The following is a 26,686-nucleotide window of genomic DNA, read 5'->3' as shown; positions in this document are numbered from 1 at the left end:
GGCGCCGACAAGGGGAGGACACATCATGCGCGCACCACGATCCATGCGGGGACTTGAGGATCTCGGCCGGGTGCGGCTGTCGGAGAATTTCTTCCTGCGCGATTTCCTTCACTCGGAGATCGCCGCCCTCCATGGCTTCTCCAACATTCCCGACGACCCAGACCTCGCCATCGAAACCGGCACGGCGCTGTGCCAGACGCTGCTGGAGCCGCTGCAGCGCAGCTTCGGCCGCCTGCACATCCGCTCGGGCTATCGCTCGGCCGAAGTGAACGGCTTCGGCAATGCCAAGGGGCTGAACTGCGGATCGAACGCGGCAAATGCCGCCGGGCATATCTGGGATCGCCGCGACGCGGAAGGCTGCCGCGGTGCCACCGCCTGCGTGGTCGTCCCCTGGGTGGCCGATCACTATCCCGCGCCCGGCGACTGGCAAAGGCTCGCCTGGTGGATCCACGACCACCTGCCCTATTCCGATTTGGAATTCTTCCCGAAGCTCTGGGCGGTGAACATCCAGTGGCACGAGCGGCCGAAACGCCGCATCTCGAGCTTCGCCGCGCCCCGTGGCGTGCTGACGAAGCCGGGCATGGCCAATCACCACATCGGGCACGGGGAAGCCTATGCCGGCTTCCCCGTGCTTGCCGGGATCGCGCCGGGGGTCAGTCGCTCGCCTCATTGAGCAGCCGCAGCTCTTCCTCGCTCAATGTCAGATCGGCCGAACGAATGAGGCTCTGCACCTGCTCCAGACTGGTTGCGCTGGCGATTGGCGCCGTGACGCCGCGCCGGGCCATCAGCCAGGCAAGCGCGACCTCGGCCGGCTTTGCCTGGCGCGAGGCCGCGACCTCGTCCAGGGCATTCAGGATCCGCATGCCGCGGCCATCGAGATACTTGGCCACCGCCTCGCCACGGGTCTTGCCTTCGACGTCCTTGTGCGAGCGATATTTGCCGGACAGAAAGCCGGAGGCGAGGCTGAAATAGGTAATGACGCCGATTTCTTCCGACAGGCAGAGGTTGCGCAAAGGCCCGTCGAAACCGCCTCGGTCGTAGAGATTATACTCGGGCTGCAGCACGTCATAGCGCGGCAGGCCGCGGGCGGCAGCCGTGTCGAGGGCGCTGCGCAGCTGGTCGGCGTCGAGATTGGAGGCGCCGATATGGCGCACCTTGCCGGCCTCGATCAGCGACTGGTAGGCGGAAAGCGTTTCATCGTAAGGCGTGTCCGCATCCGGCCAGTGCGAGAGATAGAGATCGATATGATCCGTCTGCAGCCGTTTGAGCGAATCCTCCACCGCCTGCATGATCCAGCGCTTCGAAAGACCCTTCCGCCCCTCTCCCAGATCCGAGCCGACCTTGGTGATCAGCACGACGGAGTCGCGCGACCGGCCGGACTGACGCAGCCATTTGCCGATGATCGTCTCCGATTCGCCCCCCTTGTTGCCGGGCGCCCAGGCGGAATAGACGTCCGCCGTGTCGATCGCGTTGAAGCCGGCATCAGTGAAGGCGTCGAGAAGGCGGGAGGAGGTCGGCTCATCCGCCGTCCAGCCGAAGACATTGCCGCCGAACACCAGCGGCGCGATGGACAGGGCGGTTCGGCCGAGCTTTCGCTTTTCCATGGACTCACTCCGGTTTGCTTGCCAAAGAGGATACGGAGACATTGCCGTCTGCCGCCAGCCTGCAGATAGGCTGCGACAGGGCGATGAACATGGGGCGCGATGTGTTTTCGTTTTAACTTACGAAAGTGCATCGGCGCAGCAGGTCCGGCACCGCCGGACCACAAGGGAGGCAGAGATGCTGAGATTTGGAATTCTCTCCACGGCCAAGATCGGTCGGGAGCTCGTCGTGCCTGCGATTCAGGATGCAGAAAATGCCGTGGTCACAGCGATTGCCAGCCGCGATCTCGCCCGCGCCCGCGCCATGGCCGACCGTTTTTCGGTGCCGCATGCCTTCGGCGATTATGACGCGATGCTGGCCTCCGATCAGATCGATGCCGTCTATATTCCACTGCCGACGGCGCAGCATGTCGAATGGTCGCTGCGCGCCGCTCGCGCCGGCAAGCATGTGCTTTGCGAAAAGCCGATCGCGCTCAAGGCCGACGAGATCGACGCGCTGATCGAGGCACGCGATTCTGAGAAGGTGCTGATCTCGGAGGCCTATATGGTCACCTACAGCCCGGTCTGGCGCAAGGTGCGCGACCTCTTGGCGGAAGGCGCGATCGGCCGTCTGCGCCATGTTCAGGGCGCCTTCACCTATTTCAACCGCGACCCCGGCAATATGCGCAACATCCCTTCGCTCGGCGGCGGCGGCCTGCCGGATATCGGCGTCTATCCGACGATTACCACCCGGTTCGTTACCGGCGCTGAACCGAAGCGCGTCCAGGCGACGACGGAGCGTGATCCGGAGTTCGGCACCGATATCTATTCCAGCGTGCGCGCGGATTTCGGCGGCTTCGAGCTGTCCTTCTACATCTCCACCCAGCTTGCCGCCCGACAGATCATGGTGTTCCATGGGGAGACCGGTACGATCGAGGTCAAGTCGCCCTTCAATGCCGACCGCTATGGCCGCGAAGAGGTCGAGCTGACCAACCAGAACCACGCCGAATCGCAGCTCTTCCGTTTCCAGGATGCCCGCCAATATCGCCGGCAGGTCGAGGCCTTTGCCCGCGCGGCAGCCGGCGAGGCCGAGGAGGTCGTATCGCTCGAAAGCTCGCGTGCCAACCAGGCCTTTATCGATGCCATCTACCGCGCCAGCGAGAAGGATGGCTGGGAAACCGTCTGACGAACTGCCGCCGGCGCGCCGATATTGCCGCGCGCCGGTCGGCCACACCCAGATCCTCGCCGATGGTGAAAGGCGGGGATGCATGCTCCGCGGCTGCTTCCCCGGCTGGTCTTGCGGGCTGGAACGAGGCAGAATGGCGCCATGAGCTTCTCCTTCGATGCCGAGTCACCCTCGAATCTCTCCGAATATTCCGTGTCCGAGCTGTCGGGCTCGATCAAGCGGACAGTCGAGCAGGCCTTCGACCAAGTGCGCGTGCGCGGCGAAATCTGCGGCTATCGCGGCCCGCATTCCTCCGGTCACGCCTATTTCGGCCTGAAGGACGACAAGGCGCGGATCGACGCGGTCGTCTGGAAGGGCTCGATGAGCCGGCTGCGGTTCCGCCCCGAAGAAGGCATGGAGGTGATCGCCACCGGCAAGGTCACGACCTTCCCGGGTTCGTCCAAATATCAGATCGTCATCGAAACGCTGGAGCCGGCGGGTGCGGGTGCGCTGATGGCGCTGCTGGAAGAGCGGCGGCGCAGGCTGGCGGCGGAAGGCCTGTTCGACCAGGGGCGCAAGAAACGTCTTCCCTTCATGCCGCGCGTCATCGGTGTCGTCACCTCGCCGACGGGCGCTGTGATCCGCGATATTCTGCACCGCATCGCCGACCGGTTTCCCGTCCATGTCATCGTCTGGCCCGTGCGCGTCCAGGGCGAAGGCTCGGGCAATGAGGTGGCGGCGGCCATTCAGGGTTTCAACGCGCTGGAACCCGGCGCCGCCCTGCCCCGGCCGGATGTGCTGATCGTCGCCCGCGGCGGCGGCAGTCTCGAAGATCTCTGGGGCTTCAACGATGAGGCAGTGGTGCGCGCTGCCGCAGCCTCCGCCATTCCGCTGATCTCCGCCGTCGGCCACGAGACCGACTGGACGCTGATCGACCATGCCGCCGACCAGCGGGCGCCGACGCCGACCGGGGCGGCGGAAATGGCCGTGCCGGTCCGCGCCGACCTCGAAGCCACGCTCGCCGGGCTTTCGGCCCGGCTCAAGGGCGCGGCCGGCCGGCAGATGGACAATCGCCGCCAGGCGCTGCGGGCGCTCGCCCGCGCTTTGCCCTCGCTCGACCAGTTGCTGGCCCTGCCGCGCAGGCGGTTCGATGAGGCCGCCGCCGGCCTGTCGCGCGGGCTGCAGATGAACACGGCGGAGAAGCGGCGCAGTTTCGAGCGAGTCGGCGCCCATTTGCGGGCGGACCTCGTCGCCGTTCGTATCCGCGACCGCCGTCAACACCTGAACGAACGCATTGCTTTCGCCGCACGGCTGACCGAGCGCATGGCCGAACGCGCGGGGCGACGGCTTGCAGCAGCCGATGTCGCGCTGCGCGGCTATCCCGGCCGCGCACTCGTGCAGATCCGACATGACCGCAAACGCGTGGCGGCTCTGGCGGAAAAGGGCGAGCGTGCCATGCTCGCTGACCTCAAGCGGTTCCGCGAGCGCATCGGGGCGCAGAACCGAATGCTCCAGTCGCTGTCCTATGAGAAGGTCCTGGACCGGGGTTTCGTGCTGGTCCGCGACGAGACCGGCGCGCCTTTGAAGACCGCGGCCGAGACCGGGGTCGGGCGCTCGGTCACCTTGCAATTTGCCGATGGCCGCCTCGCGGCGATCACCGGCGAGGATGCCTCCACCCTGCCATTGATTGAACAGGCTCAGCCCTCAAGACACGTCCGCCTTCGAAAGCGCCGGACAGAGGACGACGAAACACCGCAAGGCACGCTCTTCTGACGACATGCTCGCTGCGCACGTCATCGCCAGTTTCACCTCTCCGCCGGCCGAAGCAAACCGCGTTTGGCGACGATAGCAGCTGGGCGCTGCTTCGGCGATCGGCCTCCTTGCAGCCTGACGCAGCTGTGGCAGCGTATGGGCTTCATCGCTCGAGCGCGCGCCATGCATGTCCTTCTCGTCCTCGCCCATCCGCAGTCCGAAAGTTTTTGCCGCGGCGTTCGCAGCGCGGGCGGCCGCGCAGCTGTGCGCCGGCGGCCACAGCGTCGATCTCTTCGATCTCTATGTCGAGGAATTTGACCCGCGGCTGCGAGCGCGCGAGCGTCGAAGCTACCTGACCGAGTCGATCGTTAGCGAATGCCGGATCTCATCGAGCGGCTGACCGCGGCAGACGCGCTGGTGCTGGTCTTTCCGCAATGGTGGTTCAATGTCCCGGCGATCCTGAAAGGGTTCTTCGACCGCGTTCTTGCGCCGGGCATTGCCTTTGCTGTCGCGCCGGGTGGCGGGCGTATCTCGCCGCGGCTGACGCGGCTCAAACATGTCTTGGCCTTGACCAGCACCGGCTCGCCCTGGTGGGTGGTGCGGCTCGTGATGGGTGACCCGGTGCGCCGCCTGCTGAAGCGGGGCATCGTCACCGGCTGCGCGCCCCAAGCCCGGTTCCGCATGCTGACACTTCATGGCATGGACGTTGCAGGCGAGGAGACGCGTCGCCGACATCTCCTGCGCATTGACCGGCTGATCGCGACACTGGCCTGAAACGCTTCCGTAAGAGACTTGGCGATACAGTCCGCGGCGTGAAAGGAGGGCCGCATGATGCCGGTCGAATTCTCCGCCACGCAGGCGCTCACCCTCTGGCATTCCGTCTCGCTGAACCAGGTCCGGATTGATGCCGACGATCTGACGCTTCGCCAGATGGCCATTCTTCTGCAGATTTACCTGGTTCCCCCGCCGCACACGGTGCGCGGGCTGGCGGCGACGCTGGGCGTGACGAAACCGGTCATCACCCGCGCCCTCGATACCATGGGCACGCGCGGCCTCGTGACCCGTGAGCGCGATCCGCGCGATGGGCGCAATGTGGTGATCAAGCGGACGGTCGCCGGAGCGCTCTATCTGGAGAAACTGGGCGATCTCGTCATTGCCGAGGCCCGCAAACTCTGACAGAGACAGAGCCTCCTTCCGCTTACGGAGCATGACCTCCATGTCCGATCTTCCCGATCGTCGTTTGAACGCCTATCGCAGCGATCTTGCCGAGGAGCGTCTGCGCGGTCTTGTCGACGCGCTCTCCTACACGATGGGCAGCGCGGCGATCTGCGGGGTGCCGGTGATGGCGCTGCGCAAAGAGCCGGACCTTGCCTGCGGAACCGATACGGAAATCCTGCTGGGCGAGACCGTGCGCCTTCTCGACAGTGCCGGCGGCTGGGCCTGGGTGAAGGCCGATGCGGACGGCTATGTCGGCTATGTGCCGGATTTTGCGGTGGTCCCCGTAACGCACAGCCCCACGCATATCGTCACCGTGCCACGCACCTTCGTCTATTCCGGTGCCGACCTGCGTTTTCCGACCGTGCAGGCGCTCTCCATGGGCAGCCGCATCACGATCGTCGATGAACGCAGCACGCGCGGCACCCGCTACTTTCTGCTCGAAAGTGGCCAGGCGGTGGTCGCGCATCATTGCCGAGCGCTGTCCGAGCCGCTGGCGGAAGATTATGTCGCGATTGCCGAGACCTTCCTGCACACGCCCTATCTCTGGGGCGGCCGCTCCGGCTTCGGCATCGACTGCTCCGGGCTGGTGCAGCTTTCGCTCTCCATGACCGGCCGCGCCGCGCCGCGCGACACCGATATGCAATGGGCCGGGCTCGGCACCGAGATCGCAAGGGAAGACATCACGCGGGGCGACCTGGTGTTCTGGACCGGCCATGTCGGGTTGATGGTCGACGACACGACGCTGCTGCACGCCAACGGCCACACCATGTCGGTGGCGCATGAAGGCCTCGATGCGGCGATCGAACGGATTGCCTGGCTCTACGACCTGCCGACCGGTTACCGCAGGCCCTGATCGGCCTGCGGCGGTCCTTAGCGGCTACTGGCTGACCTGCGGAACGGCGACGGCCTTCATGTCGAAGGCGGCGGCCATGAGCGCCTTGGTATAGGGCTCGCGCGGGGCGGTGAAGATGTCCTGCGAGGGGCCGGCTTCCACCACCTTGCCGAGCCGCATGACGATCATGTCATTGGCCAGCGCCCGCACGACCTTGAGATCATGGCTGATGAACAGATAGGCGAGCTGATGGCGCGCCTGCAGGTTGCGCAGCAGATCCACCACCTGTGCCTGCACGCTCATGTCGAGAGCCGAGGTCGGCTCATCCAGCATGACGAATTGCGGCTTCAGCACCATGGCCCGCGCAATGGCGACGCGCTGGCGCTGGCCGCCGGAAAACTCATGCGGATAGCGCCAGCGGGTTTCGGGGTCGAGCCCCACCTCCTCCAGCGCCGCGGCCACCCGCGCCTCGCGCTCGCGCTCGGAGAGCGCCGGCTCATGCACCTTCAGCCCTTCCCCGACGATTTCGGCGATCGCCATGCGCGGGCTGAGCGAACCATAGGGATCCTGGAAGACCACCTGCATGCGATTGCGCAAGGGGCGCATCTGGGAAAAGGAATACTCGGCGATGTCCTTGCCGACGAAGGCGATGCGACCTTCAGACCCGATGAGCCGGGTGAGCGCAAGGCCGAGCGTCGTCTTGCCCGAGCCGGATTCACCGACGACGCCCAGGGTCTGCCCGGCGCGCAGCGTCAGGTCGATCCCATCCACGGCCTTGACGTGATCGACCGTGCGGCGAAGGAAGCCGGCGCGGATCGGGAACCAGACCTTCATGTCCTTCGCCTCGATGACGATCGGCTTGGTCAGGTCCGTTACGGGCGGCATGCCCTTCGGCTCGGCGGCCAGAAGGTGGCGGGTATAGGCGTGCTGCGGGTTGGCGAAGATCTCGGCCGTTGGCCCGGCCTCGACGATCCGCCCCTTCGTCATCACGCAGACGCGATCGGCGATCTTGCGGACGATGCCGAGGTCATGGGTGATGAAGAGCATCGACATGCCATGCTCGTCCTTCAGCACCTTCAGCAGATCGAGGATCTGCGCTTGGACGGTGACATCGAGCGCCGTCGTCGGCTCGTCGGCAATGAGCAGATCCGGGCGGTTGGCCAGCGCCATGGCGATCATCACACGCTGGCGCTGGCCGCCGGACAGCTCGTGCGGGTACGCCTTCAGCCGCTTTTCCGGCTCGCGAATGCCGACCTGGTTCAGGAGGTCCAGCACCCGCGCCCTGGCCGGCGCACCCTTCATCGCCTGGTGCAGTTCGAGGATTTCGAGGATCTGCCGCTCGATCGTGTGCAGCGGATTGAGCGAGGTCATCGGCTCCTGGAAGATCATGGTGATGTCGTTGCCGCGCACATGGCGCAGCGCCTCCGGCGACGCCTTCATGAGATCGCGACCCTTGAAGATGATCTCGCCACTCGGATGGCTGGCGGCGGGATAAGGCAGCAGCTTCAGGATCGAATTGGCCGTCACGGACTTGCCGGAGCCCGATTCCCCCACCAGCGCCACGACCTCGCCCTTGGCAATGTCGAAGGACACGCCCTCGACCGCAGAGGAGGTCTTGCCGGCCTGGTGGAAGGCGACGGAAAGATCGCGCACGGAAAGAAGCGGTTCGGTCATGGGGCAAACCTGTCCAGAAGGGTGGTGAGGGTGGGGAGGTCGGGCGTGGCCAAGACGAGGGAGGGGTTGGCGCCCGACAGATCGGGTTTGTTGCGTGGCAGGTAAGCAGCGAAGTCGGTATCGGCAGAGAGAAAGTACGTGCAGCCGGTCAATTCTGCCGTGGCGAGGTGAATTGCATCGAGAAGCTTGATCCGGCCTCCAGCACGCAACGCACTGGCACGCCAGAGCACCGCACGATCCACTGGCCGGACATTCAGCCACGGCGATGGATAGATCAGGTCATCATAGCGTCGGGCGAGATCCTCTTGACGGTTGCGGAGCGGAAGCACCAGCAGCTCTGCCAATGTGATCTCGCTCGTCACCACAGCCGGGCTCTTGCCCGCGCCGGAGGTCGCCAGAATGGCATTCAAGAGCTCGGAGCGATCAGAGATCTCCTCAATGGTCCAAATGAATGGATTGGTATCGAAGTAGATACGAGGCTTCATTCATCGTCCCACTCGTCGCGCAACGCGCGGATCCGCTGGACAGCTTCGTCGCCTGACGTGGTCGAGCCATATCTAGCCTTGTGCATCCTGATCGTCTCAAGCAACTCTTCTACGGTCTGTGAGCGATTGGATGCCAGAGCGTCCAAGTCGGGGAGGGGCACGATCTGGGGCAGCGAGGGCATATCGGATGCCTCCTCCTCGATAACGATTCGTACCCGTGCATCCGCATCCAGTCCCTGCCGGAGTTCTTCCGGCAGTTTGGCGGCGGGGTAGTGCTCGCGGACGATCTTGTTCATCTCGGCTCCCTCACACGGTGCGGTCGGTGGGCCATCCTAGAGAAACGGCCCGATCTTGACGAGGTCACATGAAGGTCTTTCGCGGATCGAAGGCATCGCGGGCGGCCTCGCCGATGAAGATCAGGAGCGAAAGCATGACCGACATGACCATGAATGCGGTGATCCCGAGCCAGGGTGCCTGAAGGTTCGCCTTGCCCTGGGCGATCAGCTCGCCGAGCGAGGGCGAACCCGGCGGCATGCCGAAGCCGAGGAAGTCGAGGGAGGTGAGCGTGGCGATCGAATCCGAAAGGATGAAGGGCAGGAAGGTGAGCGTCGCCACCATGGCATTGGGCAGGAGGTGGCGTTTCATGATCGTGGTGTTTCCGACGCCCAGCGCCCGCGCCGCCCGCACATATTCGAAATTGCGCGCCCGCAGGAACTCCGCCCGCACGATGCCGACGAAGCCGACCCAGGAAAAGAGCAGCATGATGCCGAGAAGGACGAAGAAGCCGGGCGGCAAGATCGCTGCGATGATGAGCAGGATGTAGAGCACCGGCATGGAGGACCAGATCTCGATGAACCGCTGCATGAGAAGATCGGTCCAGCCGCCGAAATAGCCCTGGACCGCGCCGGCGGAGACGCCGACGATGGCGGAGGCGATCGTCAGTGCGAGGCCGAAGAGGACCGAGATTCGGAACCCGTAGATCATGCGCGCAAAGACATCGCGCGCCTGATCGTCGGTGCCGAGCCAGTTGAGATTGCCGATCGTACAGTTGCGGTCCGCGTCGCCGGCGGGATAGCCGGCGCAGCGCTCGGCCTTGTCCATCAGCCAGAAGGGCGCGGTCGGTGCCGAATGGGGAATGTTGGAATTGACCGTGCGATAGGAATAGCGGATCGGCGGCCAGATCATCCAGCCATTCGCCTCGATCTCGTCGCGGATGAGATCGGAGCGATAGTCGGGTTCGGCGAGGAAGCCGCCGAACTTCTCCTCCGGATAATCGACGAGGACGGGCACCAGCAGCTCGCCCTTGTAGAGGGCGAGGATCGGCTTGTCGTTGGCGATGAACTCGGAGCAGAGGCTAAGCACGAAGAGGATCATGAACAGGACGAAGGACCAGTAGCCCCGCCGGTTCGCCTTGAAATTGGCCCAGCGGCGCTGGCTGATCGGCGAGATGCGACCGGACGGGCTGCCGGGCGCGGTTGCGGGGTTCACCCCGGCTGTGACGAGATCGGCCATCAGACCTCCCTTCGGTCGAAGTCGATGCGCGGATCGACCCAGGTGTAGATGAGGTCCGACAGAAGACTGACGACAAGACCCATCAGGGAGAAAATGTAGAGCGTGCCGAAGACGATCGGATAATCGCGCTTGATGATGGACTCATAGCCGAGCCGACCGAGACCATCGAGCGAGAAGATATATTCGATCAGCAGCGAGCCGGTGAAGAAGGCGGAAATGAAGGCCGAGGGAAAGCCGGCGATGATGATCAGCATCGCATTGCGGAAGACATGGCGATAGAGCACCTGCCGCTCTGCCAGGCCCTTGGCCCGCGCGGTCACGACATATTGCTTGCGGATCTCGTCGATGAACGAGTTCTTCGTCAGGAGCGTCGTGGTGGCGAAGGCCGATAGCAGCAGCGTGATCAGCGGCAACGTCATGTGCCAGAAATAGTCGAGCACCTTCTGCCACCAGTTCAGCTGGTCGAAATTGTCCGACACGATGCCGCGCAGCGGAAACCAGTCGAAGAAGGACCCGCCCGCGAAGAGCACGATCAGCAGAATGCCGAACAGGAAGCTCGGCACGGCATAGCCGACAACGATCAGGGTCGAGGTCCAGACGTCGAAGGGCGAGCCGTCGGAAACCGCCTTCTTGATGCCGAGCGGAATGGAGATGACATAGGAGAAGAGGAGGATCCAGATGCCAAGTGAAATGGAGACCGGCATCTTGTCGAGGATCAGATCGACGACGCTCGTATTGCGAAAGAAGCTCTCGCCGAAATCGAAGCGCGCATAGTTCCACATCATGCTGACGAAGCGCTCCAGCGGCGGCTTGTCGAAGCCGAACTGCCGCTCGAGCTTGGCGATCAACTCCGGATCGAGCCCCTGGGCGCCACGATAGCTGCCGCTGCCTTCCAGGTTGAAGTTCTGCCCGGACAGCTCACTGCCGCCGCCCGACAGGCGATCGCCACCGCCGCGGTCGCCCTTGGTCAAGTCGGAAATCACCTGTTCGACCGGGCCGCCCGGGGCGAACTGCACGACGGCGAAGGAGATGGCCATGATGCCGATGAGGGTGGGAATCATCAGCGCCAGGCGCCGGAGGATATAGCCGCCCATCAGCTGCATGCCCTTTCGCAAGCGGGTGCCAGGCACCCGCTTGCGATTGCATTCAAGAGTACGTCCACGCCTTGCTCGATCCCCATGATTGATTCGTGACCTGCATTTGACAGGGAGGGTCTTCTGTCATGCAAGGCTTTCATGGGGCTGTCGACCACCAGATGGCCGGGAAGCCGATCGAGTAGTACGGTAGCGTATCGGGATGAGCCAAGGTGTTGACATAGGCGAGCCGCTCGTCCGTGGCGCCGTAGCTAGGCACGACGATATGCTTGGAGAGCAGCACCCGATCGAGTGCCCGGGTCGTTGCCACAAGGGTCTCGCGGTCCTTGGCAAAGATCACCTGCTGGACCAGCGCATCAACTGCCGGATCGGAAAGACCCGCGTAATTGTCCGAACCCTCTACATCAACGGACGTCGAACCCCAGAACCCTGTCTGTTCGTTTCCAGGATGCAGGGACTGCGACCAACCGTCATACAGAACGTCGAAATCCATTGTCCGTCTGCGGTTGCCGTACTGCGATTCATCGGCTGTACGTATGCTGGCGTCGATCCCGATCTTGCGCAGGTTTTCCGTCCAGGTCAGAGCGATGTCCTCGATGGTGTCTCCTTCCAGCAGGACCTCAAAGGTCAGCGGCTTTCCGGTCTTCACATTCACCATCTTGTTTTTCTTGAGCTCGTAGCCAGCCTCCTTGAGAAGCGCGATTGCTTTCTTCAAATTCTCGCGCAGCGCCTTCGGCGTGCCGCCTACCGGGTTCTCATAGGGCTTCGTGAAAATTTCCGGCGGCAGCTTGTCCTTAAGCGCAGTCAGAATTTCCAGCTCCTTGCCCTGCGGCAAGCCGGAAGAGGCAAGTTCGGTCGGGAAGAAGAAGCTGTTGATCCGCTTGTACTCGCCAAAGAACAGCGTGCGCTGAATCTCTTCGAAATCGAAGGCGTAGTTGAGCGCCTCGCGCAGCTTCGGCTCCTTGAAGATGTCGCGCCGCATATTCATGATGAAGCCGACCAGGAAGCCGCTCGACCGATCTTCGTTCTCCAGCCGGACGCGCTTGATGCGGCCATCCTTGACGGCGGGGAAATCATAGCCTGTCGCCCAGCGTTTCGAGCCGTTCTCCCATCGATAGTCCGCATTGCCGGCCCTGAACGCCTCGAAGGCCACATCGAGATCGGCATAATAGGTCGACGTGATTTCCCGGAAGTTGTTGAAGCCGACGTTGATGTTGAGGTCCTTGCCCCAGTAATCGTCGCGCAGACGGTACTGCAGGACTGCGCCTGGTTCTGCTTTGACGAGTTCATAGGGTCCGGAACCGACCGGGATCTCGAGCGTCGTCTTCGAAATGTCGCGCGGATTTCCGGATGCATCCTTGCCTTCCCACCAGTGCTTCGGCACGATGAGCAGACTTCCGACGATTGACGGCAACTCGCGGTTTCCGGGCGCATCGAAGGTGAAGGTGATCTCGCGCTCACCTGTCTTTTCGGCCTTGGTGACGTGCTCATACTGCATCGCCTTGCTGGGATCGAGCTCCTTGGCCTTGTCGAAGCTGAAGACCACGTCCTCGGGCGTCACCGGCTGCCCGTCCGACCACTTCGCCTCCGGCCTCAGTCGGAATTTGGCCCATGTGAGGTCATCCGGGTAGGAGACGGCCTCCGCGAGCAGGCCATAGGACACGCTCAGTTCATCGAGGGAGTCCTGCATCAGCCGCTCGAAGACGAGCCCAGCCGTAAAGCCCGAGGCATCCGCGACTGGCCCGCGAAGCCCGAAAGCAATCTCGCCTTTGTCGAGGACCGGGTTCAGCGTGTCGAAGGTGCCGAAGTTGGTCAGCCGCAGGGTGCCAGCTTTGGGTGCATTCGGATTGACGAAATCGAAATGGGCAAAGCCGGCCGGATATTTGACCGGCCCTTCGATGGAGATGGCGTGGCGCCAGATGGGTTCGGCAACGGCGGTTGGGGTTGCCGCGGGGGCTGGAGAACTCTGCGCGTAAGACGCCTGCGGGGCAAGAAGCAACAAGGTTGCCAGTGACAAGGCCGCCGCTGTTCGCGCGGGTCTCAAAAATTGCATTCCCCTTCTCCTTTGTTTTATTGGTTTCGGATGAGCTAATTATCGATTGCGGCCGAATAAGGGCCGGAACCCAACGATCTGCCCCATTTTTGCCTCAATTCATCGACCGCAAGTCTGACACAAAGACAGTGTGAAAGATGGCGGATCGACCGACCATGCCCAGCCCGGGCCGTTCCCTTTCAGGATCACGTCTGCATGAGAGTTGCTTCCTCTGCTCCGCTCCGCGCCTTGCGCCCGCTCCGCCGCTGCCTGCCAGCTCTTCTTGCGGTCTCGCTTCTTGCCACACCCGGCACGGGCTTTGCGGCAGATGCAAGACCGGCCAAGGAAATCTTCGGCGCGGTGACGCTGCCGAGCGCCACGGCGCCGGCTTCGCTCGGCTCCTATGCCAAGGGCTGCCTGACCGGGGCGGTGGCGCTGCCGGCGGATGGGCCGACCTGGCAGGCCATGCGGCTCTCGCGCAACCGGCGCTGGGGCAATCCGCACATGATTGCCTTCCTCGAGCAGTTCTCACAGGACGCACGGCAGATCGGCTGGGGGTCCGGCATTCTGCTCGGCGATATTTCCCAGCCGCGCGGCGGGCCGATGCTGACCGGCCATGCCTCGCACCAGGTGGGGCTGGATGCGGATATCTGGTTCCAGCCCATGCCCGCAACGCGGATGAGCGCCGCCGAGCGCGAGTCGAAGCCCTTCGTCTCGATGCTCGACAAGACCAAGTTCCTCACCGTCAACCCGGCCCGCTGGACGCCGACCCATGCCCGCGTCGTCATGCTGGCGGCGAGCTACCCGCAGGTAGACCGGGTCTTCGTCAATCCGGCGATCAAGAAGAAGCTCTGCGAGAGCTGGACGGGCGATCGCAGCGCCATGGGCAAGGTGCGGCCGATCTACGGCCATGACGAGCACTTCCACATCCGCATCAAATGCCCGGCCGATTCCCCCGGCTGCAAGCCGCAGGCGCCGCCGCCGCCGGGCGATGGCTGCGACAAGTCGCTTGCCTGGTGGTTCACCAAGGAGCCCTGGGCCAAGCCGAAGCCGGACCCGGCGGCAAAGCCGGTCAAGCCGCGATTCACCATGCTCGCCGATCTCCCGCAGGCCTGCACCACGGTGCTGAATGCGCCGGCGGCGTCCGAAGCCTCCGCCACCTTCACAGGCGGGCCCGATGGAGGCCCGGCCACCCCGCAGCCGGTCGCCTCCCCTGCCGTGCCGGTCACCATCGACCCCGTCCCGCCGGAATCCGTGGTTCCGAAGCCGCGGCCGGCGCCTTGAGGGAAATTCAATCGATTTGATCTTGATCCCTGCGGATTTCTGGAAAAGATGCGGCGCAGGATGATGCGCGGTCGCTCCGGCTGCGCCGTCCGGCGCGGCTGGGGCCGCAAGGAGACGCCATGGACAGGAAGCGATGCGTGGCGCTGATCGCCCACGACCTGAAGAAGCAGGACATGGCGGATTTCGCCAAGGCGCACGAGCAGGCGCTCGCCCGCTACGACATCGTCGCGACCGGGACGACCGGTGGACGGGTGCTTGCCGCCTGTCCGGATCTAGCCGTGACCCGACTGAAGAGCGGGCCGCTCGGCGGCGACCAGCAGATCGGCGCCCTGATCGCGACGGGCGATGTCGATATCCTCGTCTTCTTCATCGACCCCCTGACGGCGCTTCCGCATGATGTCGACGTGAAGGCGCTGACGCGGCTTGCCACGGTCTATGACATTCCCATGGCACTCAACCGGGCGACTGCCGAGCGCATGATCGATTTCCAGCCCGCCTGAGAGAGCACATGGGTCCGGCATCCTGTTGGCCGCGCCGCCAAAATCCACTAGACGGAACAGGAACGCAGGCGCCGCGCCTGCCGCCTGTCTGACATAACCGCGACGACTGCAGGAGACCTCATGACCGCCTCTGCCCCCAGCCTGACGAGCAGCTTCGCCTTTCCGATTCTGATCGGCGATATCGGCGGCACCAATGCGCGGTTTGCGATCCTGGCCGATGCCGAAAGCGAGCCCCGCGTGTTTCCGACCGTGCCGACCGGCGGTTTCCCGAGCATCGAGGCGGCGCTGGAACAGGCGGTCCTGCCGCAGGCCGGATTGCGGCCGCGCTCGGCGATCATGGCCGTCGCCGCGCCGGTCAAGGGCGACCAGATTCCGCTCACCAATGCCGGCTGGGTGATCACCCCGTCCGACATGATCGCCGCGCTTGGTCTTGTCGAGGTCGTCGTGATCAATGATTTCGAGGCACAGGCTCTGGCCGTCGCGGCCATTTCCAAGGGCGATCACGAGCGCATCGGCGGGGGCGCCGCGCTGGAGGGGGCCTCCTGCGCCATCCTCGGCCCCGGTACCGGCCTCGGCGTCGCCGGCCTCCTGCATGCACGCGGGGCCTATTTTCCCGTTCCGGGCGAAGGCGGCCATGTCGATCTCGGTCCGCGCAGCGCCCGCGATCTCGCCCTCTGGCCGCATCTGGAGGCGATCGACGGGCGGATCTCCGCCGAGCAGATCCTCTGCGGCCGCGGCATCGTCAATCTCTACCGCGCGCTCTGCCTGGCCGACGGCCTGACGCCGCAGTTTTCCGATCCCGCCGATGTGACCACGGCAGCGCTGGGCGGAACGGACAAGACGGCCGAAGAAACCATCTCGCTCTTTTCCACCTATCTCGGCCGTGTCGCCGGCGACATGGCGATGATCTTCATGGCCCGCGGCGGGGTCTATCTGGCGGGCGGCATCTCGCAGAAGATCCTGCCGGCGCTGAAAAAGCCCGAATTCCGCGCCGCCTTCGAAGACAAGGCGCCGCATTCGGCGCTGCTGCGCTCCATCCCCACCTCGGTCGTCACGCATCCCTTCGCCGCCCTGTCCGGTCTTGCCGCCTATGCGCGCACGCCCGGCCGCTTCGGGGTTGCGACCGAAGGCCGGTGCTGGTTCGGATAGTCGCAACCGCCCCGACTCGCCAAACGGCGCTCAAGGCTCTATAGAGCGCGGCGCAGTGTTGCTTTCCGCGCAGCCGGAGAGATCAGGAAGAGCCTTTGGGAAAACGCACGTCAAAGCCGGCCGATATCGACGCGGAAACGATCACCAGCGTCCTCAAGCGCGTCGCACGCGAAAATGGCCGCGACCACATCAAAGGCTATGTCTTCGCCATCCTGTGCCTTGCGGTGATCGCGGGGACGACGGCCTTTACCGCCTGGATCATGGAGTCGGTCGTCAACGAGGCCTTCGCCAACAAGCGGGCCGATATCGTGCTCGTCATCTGCGCCTCCATCTTCGTCGCCTTCGTGCTGCGCGGCTTTGCCAGCTATGGCCAGGCGGTGGCGCTGTCGAAGATCGGCAACGATATCGTCGCACGCTACCAGCGGCGTCTTTATTCGCATCTGATGGCGCTCAGCGTCGGCTATTTCACCGAAACGCGCTCGGCCCGCATCTCGGCCAAGATCAGCCAGAATGTCGGCGGCATCCGCGACGTCCTGAACATGACGGTCACCTCGATCGCCCGCGACTTCCTGACCCTGATCGCCCTGATCGGCGTGATGATCAGCAAGGATTGGCTGCTGACGATCATCGTCTTCGTCATCGCGCCGCCGCTGCTGCTCGGCCTGCGCTATGTCTCGCGCCGCCTGCGCCAGGCAACGCGCGAGTCGGTGGAAATCAACAGCCATGTGCTCGGCGCCATGCAGGAGACGATCCAGGGCATCACCATCGTCAAGGCCTTCACGATGGAGGACGAGCTCAAGGCCAAGGTGGAAGGCATCATCAGCCGCGCGGAAAACCGCGCCAACCGCATTGCCCGCCTTTCGGAGCGCACGGCGCCGATGACCGAGACCTTTGCCGGTTTCGCGATCGCAAGCGTGCTCGGCTATGCCGCCTTCCGCTCCATCTACAACGACGTGCCGCCCGGCGCCTTCTTCGCCTTCGTCACCGCCTTGCTCATGGCCTACGATCCCGCACGCCGGCTGGCCCGGCTGCAGGTGGCGCTCGAGCGCGCCGCGGTCAATGCGCGGATGATCTACGAGGTGCTGGACACGGTTCCTCACCAGCGCGATCTGCCGGACGCGCGCAGCCTCGTGCTGAGCGAGGCAACGATCGAGTTCCGCGATGTGCGATTCGGCTACTCGGAAAGCGAGTCGATCCTGAAGGGCGTCTCCTTCACGGCCGAAGGTGGCAAGACGACCGCGCTGGTCGGTCCGTCGGGGGCCGGGAAATCCACCGTCATCAGCCTGATCCCCCGTTTCTACGACCCATCCGGCGGCGAGATCCTGATCGACGGGCAGGACATTGCCCATGTGACAAAACAATCGCTGCGCAACGGGCTCGCCTATGTCTCGCAGCAGCCCTACCTGTTCGAAGGGTCGATCCGCGACAACATCCGCTATGGCCGCCCCGGCGCCAGCGATGCCGAGATCGAAGAGGCCGCACGGCTCGCCTATGCGCATGACTTCATCCTGGCGCAGCCGCAAGGCTACGACACGCCGGTCGGCGAAAACGGCGTGACGCTTTCCGGCGGGCAGCGCCAGCGCCTGTCGATCGCCCGTGCGCTCGTTCGCCAGGCACCGATCCTGCTGCTCGACGAGGCCACCTCGGCGCTCGACACCGAATCCGAAGCGGCGGTGCAGAAGGCGCTCGACCATGCCATGTCCGGCCGCACCGTCGTCGTCATCGCCCACCGCCTCTCCACCATCGCCAATGCCGACAAGATCGTGGTGATGCGAGACGGGCTGGTGGCGGAAGAAGGCACGCACGACGCGCTTGCGCAGCGCAAGGACGGCCTCTACGCTCGCCTTCACAATCTGCAGGGCGCCGGCAGCACGATCGGGTTCGAGGATATCGTCGTCGGCGTCGACGACCGGGAATTGGGGAAGGACAGCGCGTGAGCGGCGACGAGATGAAGCTGGTGGTCGTGGGGGCCAGCGGCCGCATGGGCCGCACCCTGATCCGCATCATCCATGAAACGCCAGGCGCCACCCTCTCCGCCGCCGTCGAGCGTCCGGGCTCAGCCAGTCTCGGCCAGGATAGCGGGCTGCTGTCCGGTATCGGCGAAAACGGCATTGCGGTGACCGACGATCCCTTGTCCGCCTTCGTTTCCGCCGATGGCGTGCTGGATTTCACCGCCCCGGCAGCCTCCGTCGAATTTTCCGAGCTCGCCGCCCAGGCGCGTATCGTCCATGTCATCGGCACGACCGGCTGCTCGGTGGAAGACGAGGCGGCGATGAAGGCGGCGGCGCGCCATGCGCGCATCGTCAAGTCCGGCAATATGAGCCTCGGCGTCAATCTGCTGGGCGTGCTCGTGCGCCAGGCCGCGCGCGCCCTGCCGGCGGCCGGCTGGGACCTCGAAATTCTCGAAATGCACCATCGCCACAAGGTGGATGCCCCCTCCGGCACCGCCCTCCTGCTCGGCGAGGAAGCGGCCGCAGGCCGCGGCGTCGATCTCGCCGGACACGCCGTCCGCGTGCGTGACGGACATACGGGCGCCCGCGCCGAGGGCAGCATCGGCTTCGCCACCTTGCGCGGCGGCTCGGTGATCGGCGAACATTCGGTGATTCTGGCCGGCGAAGGCGAACAGGTGGTTCTCTCCCACAGCGCCACAGACCGCTCCATCTTCGCCCGCGGCGCCGTGACCGCCGCGCTCTGGGCGCGGTCGAAAAAGCCCGGCTTCTACTCCATGCTCGACGTGCTCGGGCTTTCAGACAGCTGATCATCTCGCGAAAGGAACTGACCCGATGACCGGTACCCTCGTGCTCGTGCGCCACGGCCAGAGCGACTGGAACCTGAAAAACCTCTTCACCGGCTGGAAGGACCCGGACCTGACGGAGCAGGGCGTCGAGGAGGCCAAGGCCGGCGGCCAGGCTCTTGCCGCAACCGGCATCAAGTTCGACATCGCCTTCACCTCGGCGCTGACGCGCGCCCAGCGCACCTGCCAGTTCGTGCTCGATGCCGTCGGCCAGAGCGATCTGGAAACGATCCGCGACCAGGCGCTGAACGAGCGCGACTATGGCGATCTCTCCGGCCTGAACAAGGACGATGCCCGCGCGAAGTGGGGCGAAGAGCAGGTGCATATCTGGCGCCGCTCCTATGACGTGCCGCCGCCCGGCGGCGAAAGCCTGCGTGACACCGGCGCCCGCGTCTGGCCCTACTACCTCACCGAAATCCTTCCGCGCGTACTGAAGGGCGAAACCGTGCTGGTCGCCGCGCACGGCAATTCGCTGCGCTCGCTGGTGATGGTGCTCGACCGCCTGACGCGCGAGCAGATCCTAGCGCTCAACCTCGCCACCGGCGTGCCGATGGTCTACCGCCTGAACGCCGATTCGACCGTGGCCTCCAAGGAGGTTCTGGGCGACATGAGCGGCGCGCACTAAAACCGATCTTCAAGGCGCGGCAGCCGGCAACGGGCTGCCGCGCCTCTCTTTGGCTCGCGCCTTGCGTAGAGACGACGGCTGCATGACTTTCATGCAGAGCCCTTTCGGCACCGACGGACCACGCGCCTGCCGTTTGCCCCGGCCCGCTCCGAAAATTTCAGCAATCCCCCTCCCGTTTGAGCTGTGTCAAAGCAGACGCGGCACCTCTCGTTAGACTGGCGACATCTTCACCGGCTGCGAGGTGTTCGCCATGTCGACTATGATGAGAGCTGCGCGGGTGACCGCGTTCGGTCAACCGCTGACCATCAGCCAGATTCCAGTGCCCGAGCCCGGACCGGGCGAAGTCCTGGTCAAGGTGATGGCCTGCGGTGTCTGCCACACCGACCTGCACGCCGCGGATGGCGACTGGCCGGTCAAACCCTCCCTGCCCTTTACGCCCGGCCATGAGGCGGCGGGCATCGTTGCTGCCCTCGGACCGGGCGTCACCGAACTTGCCGTTGGCGATGCGGTCGGCGTCGTCTGGCTTCATGATGCCTGCATGCACTGCGAACATTGCCGCACCGGCTGGGAAACGCTGTGCGAGAGCCAGCATAACACCGGCTACAGCTGCGATGGCGGATTTGCCGACTATGTGATCGCCGCCGCGCCCTTCGTCGCGCGTCTGCCGAAGGACGCCGACCTCGCAGCCCTGGCCCCGATCCTCTGTGCCGGCGTGACGAGCTACAAGGGCCTGAAGGAAACCGAAGCGCGCCCCGGCGAATGGGTGGCGATCTCCGGCTGCGGCGGGCTCGGCCATCTGGCGATCCAATATGCCCGGGCCATGGGGCTGAGGGTGGTCGCGCTCGACCTTTCGGAAGAGAAGCTGGCAGCGGCCTTGCGCGAAGGCGCCGAAGCCGCGATCAACGCCGGCGCGGCAGACGCTGTCGACCAGGTCAAGGCCATCACCGGCGGTGGCGCCCATGGCGTGCTGGTGACCGCCGTCTCGCGCTCCGCCTTCGGCCAGGCGCTGCAATTCGTTCGCCGCCACGGCACGATCAGCCTCGTCGGCATGCCGCCGGGCGATTTCGCCACGCCGATCTTCGATGTCGTCCTGAAGCGGATCACGCTGCGCGGCTCGATCGTCGGCAGCCGGCAGGATCTTGCCGAAGCGGTGGCCTTCGCCGTCCAGGGGAAGGTCCATGCCGAAATCACCCGTGCGCCGCTGTCCGACATCAACCGCATTTTCGAGGAGCTGAAGGCAGGCACGGTGAACGGCCGCTACGTGCTGGATTTCACCCTGCCGGATGCCGCCGCGGTCCAGACCGAGGTCGAGGTCGCCGCTGCCTGAGGGCGCGGCCCCACTCCGTCCCCCATCAGACGCCGTGCCGAGTGGGATCGCGCGGCGACTGACGGCCTCGGGGCGCGGGAGCAGAGACCTGCTCGCCCGTTCGCGCCCCGAGGCCACCTGCAACCAGAACAGAGGAGCGGCCACTGCCAGCCCGCTCCGGAGAGGAAATGCCATGTCCTTCAAGACCATTCTCGCCGTCACCGCACCGACCTTCGACCCGGAGGATATCGACCGGGCCGCCAGCCTGGCAGAGGAGGCGGATGCGCATCTCTCCGTCCTGCTGCTCGGCATTGCCAGCCCACCGCCCACCATGGCCGAGCCGATGATTCCCAGTCTCTGGCTGGCTGAGCGCGAGGAGGAGCTGGAAGCAACCCGCGCCAGGGCGGCAGCACTGCGCGAGCGCCTTGCGGCGCGCGGCATCTCCTACGAGGTCAAGTGGGATTATCCCTACCTGTCCGAAGCCGACGATGTGATCGCCCGTCATGGGCGCTATGCGGATGTGACGCTGCTCGGCCGCTCGGCCGGCCGGGATCCCGATTTCCGTCGCAAGGTCTATGACGGCGCGCTGTTCTCATCCTCCCGCCCGCTCCTGGTAACGCCGGAGGACGGACGGTCGACGCTGGCGCCGCAATCGCTGGTGATTGCCTGGAACGCCAGACCGGAGGCGGCCCGCGCAGTGCGCGAGGCCTTGCCCATGGCGATTGCCGCCGAAGAGGTGATCATCGCCGTCGTCGATCCGATCGAGGCCGACACCCATCATGGTGCCGATCCCGGCGCCGACCTCGCCACCTATCTGGCCCGCCACGGCGCCCGCGTGACGGTGAAGCAGATCCGCACGCGCGACGAGACGGTGGCCGAAGCGCTGGGCCTGTTCTCCAACAGCATCGGCGCCGATCTGCTGGTCATGGGCGCTTACGGCCATTCGCGGCTGCGCGAGCGCATTTTCGGCGGCACGACGCGCGACCTGCTGATGCGCCCGCCCCTGCCGCTGTTCTTGGCGCGGTGAGACCGAGCGCCGGGTGAACGAAGGAAGTCGGCTCGCGCCGGCTTCCTTCGTCTCAATCCACCGCCGTTAAGAAATGCCGCCCGGTCAGGCTACGGATCGGCACGCGATAGAACAGATGCGGCGAGTGGTCGGAGAGCGGCAGGGCCTTGGGCTTGAGGGCGCCCGGTTCCCACCAGTCCGGCAGGCGGCTGATGAGCTCCCAGGCCTTCTGCCAGAGCGGTGCCGTATCACCCTCCTCCGACAAGGCCTCGAACCGGCCTTCCACCAGCACGCTGCGCCAGCTGGTCTTCGCATAGTCCTCGACCAGAATGGCCACCGCCGGGTTGTTGCTCAGAATGTCGATCTTGCGGCCCGGCATGGAAAAGCCGAACAGGCAGTTCTCCGCATAGGCATAGGTGATCGGCACGACATAGGGCTGGTTGTCCTGCGCGCAGGCAAGCCGCGCCACCCGGCCGTGCGCAAGCACGTCGTAACACTCCGTCTGTGACAGTTCGGTCACTTGCATGGCCGTTTCCTCCTCTTGCATCGCTTTCCTTTCGAAAGCCAAACCGATCATAGGCAGATCGAAAGGCGGGGCTTTGCTTTAGATCAATGCCGCGGATCCCGGCACGGCTAGTCTCCTCCTCATCGAAACGACGCAGCCGCGAAAGGACGCCCCATGCCGACCGATGATGTGCAAACGACGCTGACCACCCGCACCGGCGAGGTCATCCATCTCCGCCGGGCAACGCCGCAGGACCAGGCGGCCCTGGCATCCTTCTTCACCCATGTCACGGCAGAGGATCTGCGCTTTCGCTTCCTGACCGGCATGAAGGATGTCTCGCCCGACCGCCTGAAGCAGATGACCCGGCTCGACGATCCGGCGATCACCAACGTGCTGGCCTTCAACGAGGACGCAACCCTTGTTGCCGTCGCCGTGCTGGCCGGCGAGGAAGAGACCCACCGCGCCGAGGTTGCCCTGACCATTCGCGCCGATTTCAAGCAGCGCGGCATCAGCTGGGCCGTGCTCTCCCATCTCTGCCACTACGCCGCACGCCACGGCTATCAGTCGATCGAGTCGATCGAAAGCCGGGCCAACCATGCGGCAATCGCGCTGGAGAAGGACATGGACTTCGAGGCCTATGACGACGAGGACGATCCGACACAGGTGCTGCTGAAGCGCAGCCTGATCCGCCGGCCGGATACCCAGCCCGCCTGACAAGGGGCGGCGAATGCAGGATCGTGCGGCGGACCGTCGCCCGATCCTGAAACAGGCCGGAAGCGGGGCGTCACCGCCCCCCGGACCAAGCCATCCAGACGGCGACGCCGACCAGAAGGAGCGACAGAGCCCGCCGTGTCGCCTGCTCGCGTTTCGGCTGGTTCATGAAGCGGGTGAAGCTGCCCGCAAGCAGGACGATGGCCGCATGCACGCCGGTTGCGACGCCCACATAGGTCAGGGTCAGGACAAGCGCGTCGCGTGCGGCCGAAGGCCCGGGCATCACGAAGGTCGGCAGGATGGAGACGAAGAACAGCGCCGCCTTCGGGTTCAGCAGATTGGTGATGAAGCCGCGCCGGAGAAAGCGTCCCTCGCCGCTCGGCCCTGCCTCCTCGCCCCTGCCGGTCCACCCTTCCCAGGCAAGAAACAGCATGAACAGCACGCCGCCTGCATGCAGCACCGCCTGCAGGACGGCCGAGGCCGCGACGAGCCGTGCAACGCCATAGGCCGCAGCGAGGCCGATCACCCCGAGACCGAGCGCCACGCCCGCCACCGTCGAGAAGCCGCTGCGTCGCCCATGGCGGGCGGCAATCAAGGCAAGATAGGTCATGTTCGGACCTGGCGTCACCTCCAGCAAGAAGGCGGCAAGCAGGAAGGGCAGGAAGCGGTCCGGCAGGGCGGGAAAGGGTAAGGTCATGCCGGAGGCTAGCCCGACCGCCAGCCCCTCGCATTGACATGGATCAGTCGCGGCAGCCCGGCGTCCTCTGGCCCGGCGCCCCGATCACCGGCCGGGCGGGCGGCGGTCAGGCAGCGAGCGCATGCGGCAAGCGCGCATCCAGCCGGAAGCGGGAGAGAAGTGCCGCAAGATCCTCGACCTCCGTCTGCAGTTGGTCGCTGGCCGAATGGGTTTCCGCCACCAGCGCCGCATTCTGCTGGGTCATCTGGTCCATGGCATTGACGGCGGCATTGACCTCCTGCAGGCCCAGCGCCTGTTCCTGGCTGGCCTTCGCCATTTCCGAGACATTGCGGCCGATATCGAGAATGCGCCGGTTCATGCGCTCGATCATCTCCCCGGTCTCGCCGACCGATTTCACGCCGCCATTCACTTCCGCCACCGTGTATTCCACCAGCTTCTTGATGTCGCGCGCCGCGGTGGCGGAACGTTGGGCGAGTTCGCGCACCTCATGGGCAACCACGGCAAAGCCCTTGCCCGCCTCGCCGGCGCGCGCGGCTTCCACTCCGGCATTGAGCGCCAGGAGGTTGGTCTGGAAGGCGATGCTGTCGATGAGCCCGATGATCTGGCTGATCTGCTGGGAGGCGGTTTCGATGCGGCCCATGGCGCCCACGGCCTCGGCAACGACGGCGCTCGAGGTACGCACGTCGGACAGGATTTCCGACGCCATACGGTCGGTCTCGCCGGCGCGCCTGGACGAAACAGCCACCGTCTGGGTCATCTCGTCGACCGCCGCCGCGGTTTCCTCCAGCGAGGCCGCCTGATGGCCGGTGCGCTGGGCAATATCCTCGGCGCCGGCGCTCAAGATCCCGCTCTTGTCGTGAATGGCCTCGGCAGCGTGGCGCACCCGCGCCAGCGTTTCGTTCATTTCGGCAACGGAGTCGTTGAAGGACAGGCGGATCTCGTCGAGATCGCCGGCGAAACGGGTGTGGATGGTGCAGGTCAGGTCGCCCTGCGACAGGCTCTTCAGGCCGACGGCCAGCGCATCGATGGCCTGGCGCACCGCGCGGGAGGCCTCCTCCTTCTGCTGGTCGGCAAGCCGCCGCTCGGCCTCGGCGCGGCGCCGGTTCTCCGCCGCCTCGTTCTCGAAGTGCAGCTTCTCGGTGGCGTTCGACTTGAAAATGCCGAGCGCGCGCGCCATCGCGCCGATTTCGTCGCCGCGATCGGTCCCGTCGATCTCTGTTTCGAGTTCGCCCGAGGCAACCCGGCGCATGGCGAGGATCAGCCGCGAGAGCGGCCTCTTGATCGCGCCGACCAGCGCCAGAGTGGCGATCACGGTAAAGACCACCGCCGTGCCCGCCGCGGCGACCGAGAGGGTCATGGCGTGATCGGTGGTGCGCGTGGCGGTGCCGCGCTGGGAATCGGCGAAGGCGACGATCTTCATCCAGGCCTCGTCGATGACCTGCGCGGTCTTGGCGAAGGAGGCCTTGCGCTCGCTCTCGATCGTGACGAGTTCGAGCACCAGCTTGGAGACGATGACGCCGGGCTCGACCGCGGCCTGGGAGAGCCGCCGGAGTTCGCCGGCCGTGGCGACGCTCGGAACATTGGACAGCGCCGTCTGCATGTCCTTCAGCTGGAGGAGAACGGCATCGGCCTGCGCCTGGCTCGGCTCACCCATCATGGTCATGAGGTCGATCACCGTCTGGTTCATCGCATCCCGCGCCTGCGCCTCATAGGCGGCAAGCTGTGTCAGGTCCTTCATGCTGGCGCTGAGCTCGGCAAATTTCTTGATCGAGGCCTCGGCCATGCCCGCACCGATTGTCCCGGCCTTCGCCGCATGGGCGGCAAGCGCCGGGAGCAGCTGACGGATCTCGGCAAAGGCTGTCTCGCTCATGGTGCCGCTGTCTCGCGCCTCCTTGGCGATCCGCCCCAGATCCTTGCCGAGCAACAAGGCCAGCTCCGCCTCTTCCGGCGGCAAGGCATCCTTGATTCGGCTGGCGATCCGCGACAGGCGGCGCGCACGGCTGTTGACGATTGCCTGGGCGGCATCCGGCGTCGCCGCCTCTTCGAGCTGGCGAAGGATTCCGCTCAAATCCTTGGCGCTGGCGCCGATCTGGTCGCCGCTGGCAATAAGGGTCTTCGCCTCGGCATTGAGCGTGCCGAGGCCGGCGCGCTGGGTATCGGCATGCTGGCGAATGGCTTCGGCCGCGGCCTTCAACCGCTTGATCTCGGCATTGATGCCCTGGTTGTCGGCCAGGGACTTTTCATGCAGGGCCCAGAGAGCATCGACCTGGGGCAGCAGTCCATCGATCACGCTCTGGGTGTCTTCAAGGATCGCGCCCATCTCCGTTCCGGCGAAGGCGCCCTTCGAACGGGCAAGGTCGGCGGAGCGCTCCTTCAGCCGTGAGATCAGCAGATCCCGCTTTTCCACCGTGGTCTCGTTCAGGAACTCGCTCATATCGGAATAGGCCGTCTTGAAGCCGCTGAGCTCGCCGATGCTCCGCCCCGCCCCCTCGACCTGGACGCGCACGAGCGTCCCCGTCATGAAATTCAGGGCCGCGATCGCGATGATCATCAGCGAGATCGGGACGACGAACATCATCAGCTTGGCCGGGATCGAAAAAGACGCCATCCATCGGCGCGAGACTGCCCACATTCCCATGACTCCCCAATGCATTGCCCGGCTGATCAGGCGGCAGGTGCCGACTGTTGGCGAGAACGGCGGAGCGCGTCCGCCGGCTCGGCAAGAACAGCCTCACACTCAATCGCTCCTTACGTAATTTAGTCCT

At 65.1% G+C, this 26,686-nt stretch carries 24 protein-coding genes and 1 pseudogene; 15 read left to right on the top strand and 10 right to left on the bottom strand.

What is annotated here, in order from left to right; all coding sequences use genetic code 11:
• Positions 1 to 25: 25 nt before the first annotated feature.
• Positions 26 to 673, top strand: coding sequence for a hypothetical protein (locus tag U8330_RS01405; RefSeq protein WP_323103364.1), 648 nt, complete (start codon positions 26 to 28; stop codon positions 671 to 673).
• On the opposite strand, the gene U8330_RS01400 is transcribed toward U8330_RS01405, so the two are convergent.
• Entirely contained in the window at positions 654 to 1,604 is a 951-nt protein-coding gene (locus tag U8330_RS01400) for an aldo/keto reductase (protein WP_323103363.1), read from the bottom strand. The two genes, U8330_RS01405 and U8330_RS01400, sit on opposite strands and share 20 nt — an antisense overlap.
• Positions 1,605 to 1,779: 175 nt before the next feature.
• Between U8330_RS01400 and U8330_RS01395 the strand changes: the two genes are divergently transcribed.
• The 5 genes and pseudogenes from U8330_RS01395 (at position 1,780) to U8330_RS01375 (ending at position 6,568) form a co-directional block, all read left to right on the top strand.
• A complete protein-coding gene (locus U8330_RS01395; protein ID WP_323103362.1) occupies positions 1,780 to 2,766 on the top strand; it encodes a Gfo/Idh/MocA family oxidoreductase in 987 nt (328 codons plus the stop codon).
• A gap of 141 nt (positions 2,767 to 2,907) precedes the next feature.
• A complete protein-coding gene (gene xseA / locus U8330_RS01390; RefSeq protein WP_323103361.1) occupies positions 2,908 to 4,518 on the top strand; it encodes an exodeoxyribonuclease VII large subunit in 1,611 nt (536 codons plus the stop codon).
• A 162-nt stretch (positions 4,519 to 4,680) separates the two neighbouring features.
• Positions 4,681 to 5,271: pseudogene (locus U8330_RS01385) on the top strand (NAD(P)H-dependent oxidoreductase).
• 57 nt (positions 5,272 to 5,328) lie between these two features.
• Positions 5,329 to 5,673, top strand: coding sequence for a MarR family winged helix-turn-helix transcriptional regulator (locus tag U8330_RS01380; RefSeq protein WP_323107079.1), 345 nt, complete (start codon positions 5,329 to 5,331; stop codon positions 5,671 to 5,673).
• Between the two features lie 40 nt (positions 5,674 to 5,713).
• Entirely contained in the window at positions 5,714 to 6,568 is an 855-nt protein-coding gene (locus U8330_RS01375) for an NlpC/P60 family protein (protein ID WP_323103360.1), read from the top strand.
• 24 nt (positions 6,569 to 6,592) lie between these two features.
• On the opposite strand, the gene U8330_RS01370 is transcribed toward U8330_RS01375, so the two are convergent.
• From U8330_RS01370 to U8330_RS01345, 6 genes are all read right to left on the bottom strand, one after another.
• Positions 6,593 to 8,221 carry an ABC transporter ATP-binding protein gene (locus U8330_RS01370; RefSeq protein ID WP_323103358.1) on the bottom strand — a complete coding sequence of 543 codons (1,629 nt, stop codon included), beginning with the start codon at positions 8,219 to 8,221 and terminating at the stop codon, positions 6,593 to 6,595.
• On the bottom strand, positions 8,218 to 8,706 hold the full coding sequence (locus tag U8330_RS01365) for a PIN domain-containing protein (RefSeq protein WP_323103356.1): 489 nt from the start codon (positions 8,704 to 8,706) through the stop codon (positions 8,218 to 8,220). Before U8330_RS01365 ends, U8330_RS01370 begins: the two co-directional genes overlap by 4 nt.
• On the bottom strand, positions 8,703 to 9,002 hold the full coding sequence (locus tag U8330_RS01360; protein WP_323103355.1) for a hypothetical protein: 300 nt from the start codon (positions 9,000 to 9,002) through the stop codon (positions 8,703 to 8,705). Before U8330_RS01360 ends, U8330_RS01365 begins: the two co-directional genes overlap by 4 nt.
• 64 nt (positions 9,003 to 9,066) lie before the next feature.
• The gene (locus U8330_RS01355) at positions 9,067 to 10,218 is read right to left on the bottom strand and encodes an ABC transporter permease (RefSeq protein WP_323103354.1); all 1,152 of its coding nucleotides are present in this window, start codon (positions 10,216 to 10,218) and stop codon (positions 9,067 to 9,069) included.
• Entirely contained in the window at positions 10,218 to 11,312 is a 1,095-nt protein-coding gene (locus tag U8330_RS01350) for a microcin C ABC transporter permease YejB (protein ID WP_323103352.1), read from the bottom strand. The genes U8330_RS01355 and U8330_RS01350 overlap by 1 nt, the downstream gene beginning before the upstream one ends.
• A 139-nt stretch (positions 11,313 to 11,451) precedes the next feature.
• Positions 11,452 to 13,365 (bottom strand): extracellular solute-binding protein, encoded by a 1,914-nt coding sequence (locus U8330_RS01345; RefSeq protein WP_323103351.1) that lies wholly within the window; start codon positions 13,363 to 13,365, stop codon positions 11,452 to 11,454.
• Between the two features lie 195 nt (positions 13,366 to 13,560).
• Between U8330_RS01345 and mepA the strand changes: the two genes are divergently transcribed.
• The 8 genes from mepA to U8330_RS01305 all read left to right on the top strand — a co-directional run bounded on the left by mepA (position 13,561) and on the right by U8330_RS01305 (position 22,029).
• Positions 13,561 to 14,628: a penicillin-insensitive murein endopeptidase gene (mepA, locus tag U8330_RS01340; protein ID WP_323103349.1), complete on the top strand. Its 1,068-nt coding sequence runs from the start codon at positions 13,561 to 13,563 to the stop codon at positions 14,626 to 14,628.
• Positions 14,629 to 14,747: 119 nt separating this feature from the next.
• On the top strand, positions 14,748 to 15,128 hold the full coding sequence (locus U8330_RS01335; protein WP_323103348.1) for a methylglyoxal synthase: 381 nt from the start codon (positions 14,748 to 14,750) through the stop codon (positions 15,126 to 15,128).
• 120 nt (positions 15,129 to 15,248) lie between these two features.
• Complete coding sequence (locus U8330_RS01330) at positions 15,249 to 16,277, top strand: glucokinase (protein WP_323103346.1); 1,029 nt, start codon at positions 15,249 to 15,251, stop codon at positions 16,275 to 16,277.
• Positions 16,278 to 16,372: 95 nt separating this feature from the next.
• Positions 16,373 to 18,214 (top strand): ABC transporter ATP-binding protein, encoded by a 1,842-nt coding sequence (locus U8330_RS01325; protein WP_323103345.1) that lies wholly within the window; start codon positions 16,373 to 16,375, stop codon positions 18,212 to 18,214.
• Positions 18,215 to 18,225: 11 nt separating this feature from the next.
• Entirely contained in the window at positions 18,226 to 19,035 is an 810-nt protein-coding gene (gene dapB / locus U8330_RS01320) for a 4-hydroxy-tetrahydrodipicolinate reductase (RefSeq protein ID WP_416236890.1), read from the top strand.
• Positions 19,036 to 19,060: 25 nt separating this feature from the next.
• Positions 19,061 to 19,696, top strand: coding sequence for a 2,3-bisphosphoglycerate-dependent phosphoglycerate mutase (locus U8330_RS01315; protein ID WP_323103343.1), 636 nt, complete (start codon positions 19,061 to 19,063; stop codon positions 19,694 to 19,696).
• 250 nt (positions 19,697 to 19,946) lie between these two features.
• Positions 19,947 to 21,023: a zinc-dependent alcohol dehydrogenase gene (locus tag U8330_RS01310; protein WP_323103342.1), complete on the top strand. Its 1,077-nt coding sequence runs from the start codon at positions 19,947 to 19,949 to the stop codon at positions 21,021 to 21,023.
• 172 nt (positions 21,024 to 21,195) lie between these two features.
• The gene (locus U8330_RS01305) at positions 21,196 to 22,029 is read left to right on the top strand and encodes a universal stress protein (RefSeq protein WP_323103341.1); all 834 of its coding nucleotides are present in this window, start codon (positions 21,196 to 21,198) and stop codon (positions 22,027 to 22,029) included.
• Positions 22,030 to 22,081: 52 nt separating this feature from the next.
• Here U8330_RS01305 and U8330_RS01300 read toward each other — a convergent pair whose 3' ends face one another.
• Entirely contained in the window at positions 22,082 to 22,534 is a 453-nt protein-coding gene (locus U8330_RS01300; protein WP_323103339.1) for a pyridoxamine 5'-phosphate oxidase family protein, read from the bottom strand.
• A 153-nt stretch (positions 22,535 to 22,687) separates the two neighbouring features.
• Here U8330_RS01300 and U8330_RS01295 point away from each other — a divergent pair, with 153 nt between their 5' ends.
• Entirely contained in the window at positions 22,688 to 23,227 is a 540-nt protein-coding gene (locus tag U8330_RS01295) for a GNAT family N-acetyltransferase (protein ID WP_323103338.1), read from the top strand.
• Between the two features lie 70 nt (positions 23,228 to 23,297).
• On the opposite strand, the gene U8330_RS01290 is transcribed toward U8330_RS01295, so the two are convergent.
• A complete protein-coding gene (locus U8330_RS01290; RefSeq protein WP_323103337.1) occupies positions 23,298 to 23,921 on the bottom strand; it encodes a LysE family translocator in 624 nt (207 codons plus the stop codon).
• Between the two features lie 106 nt (positions 23,922 to 24,027).
• Entirely contained in the window at positions 24,028 to 26,529 is a 2,502-nt protein-coding gene (locus U8330_RS01285; protein WP_323103335.1) for a methyl-accepting chemotaxis protein, read from the bottom strand.
• Positions 26,530 to 26,686: the final 157 nt, after the last annotated feature.

The organism is Rhizobium sp. CC-YZS058 (assembly GCF_034720595.1).
In the GTDB taxonomy this organism is placed as follows: domain Bacteria; phylum Pseudomonadota; class Alphaproteobacteria; order Rhizobiales; family Rhizobiaceae; genus Ferranicluibacter.
This window is presented reverse-complemented; position numbering and strand designations above follow the sequence as displayed.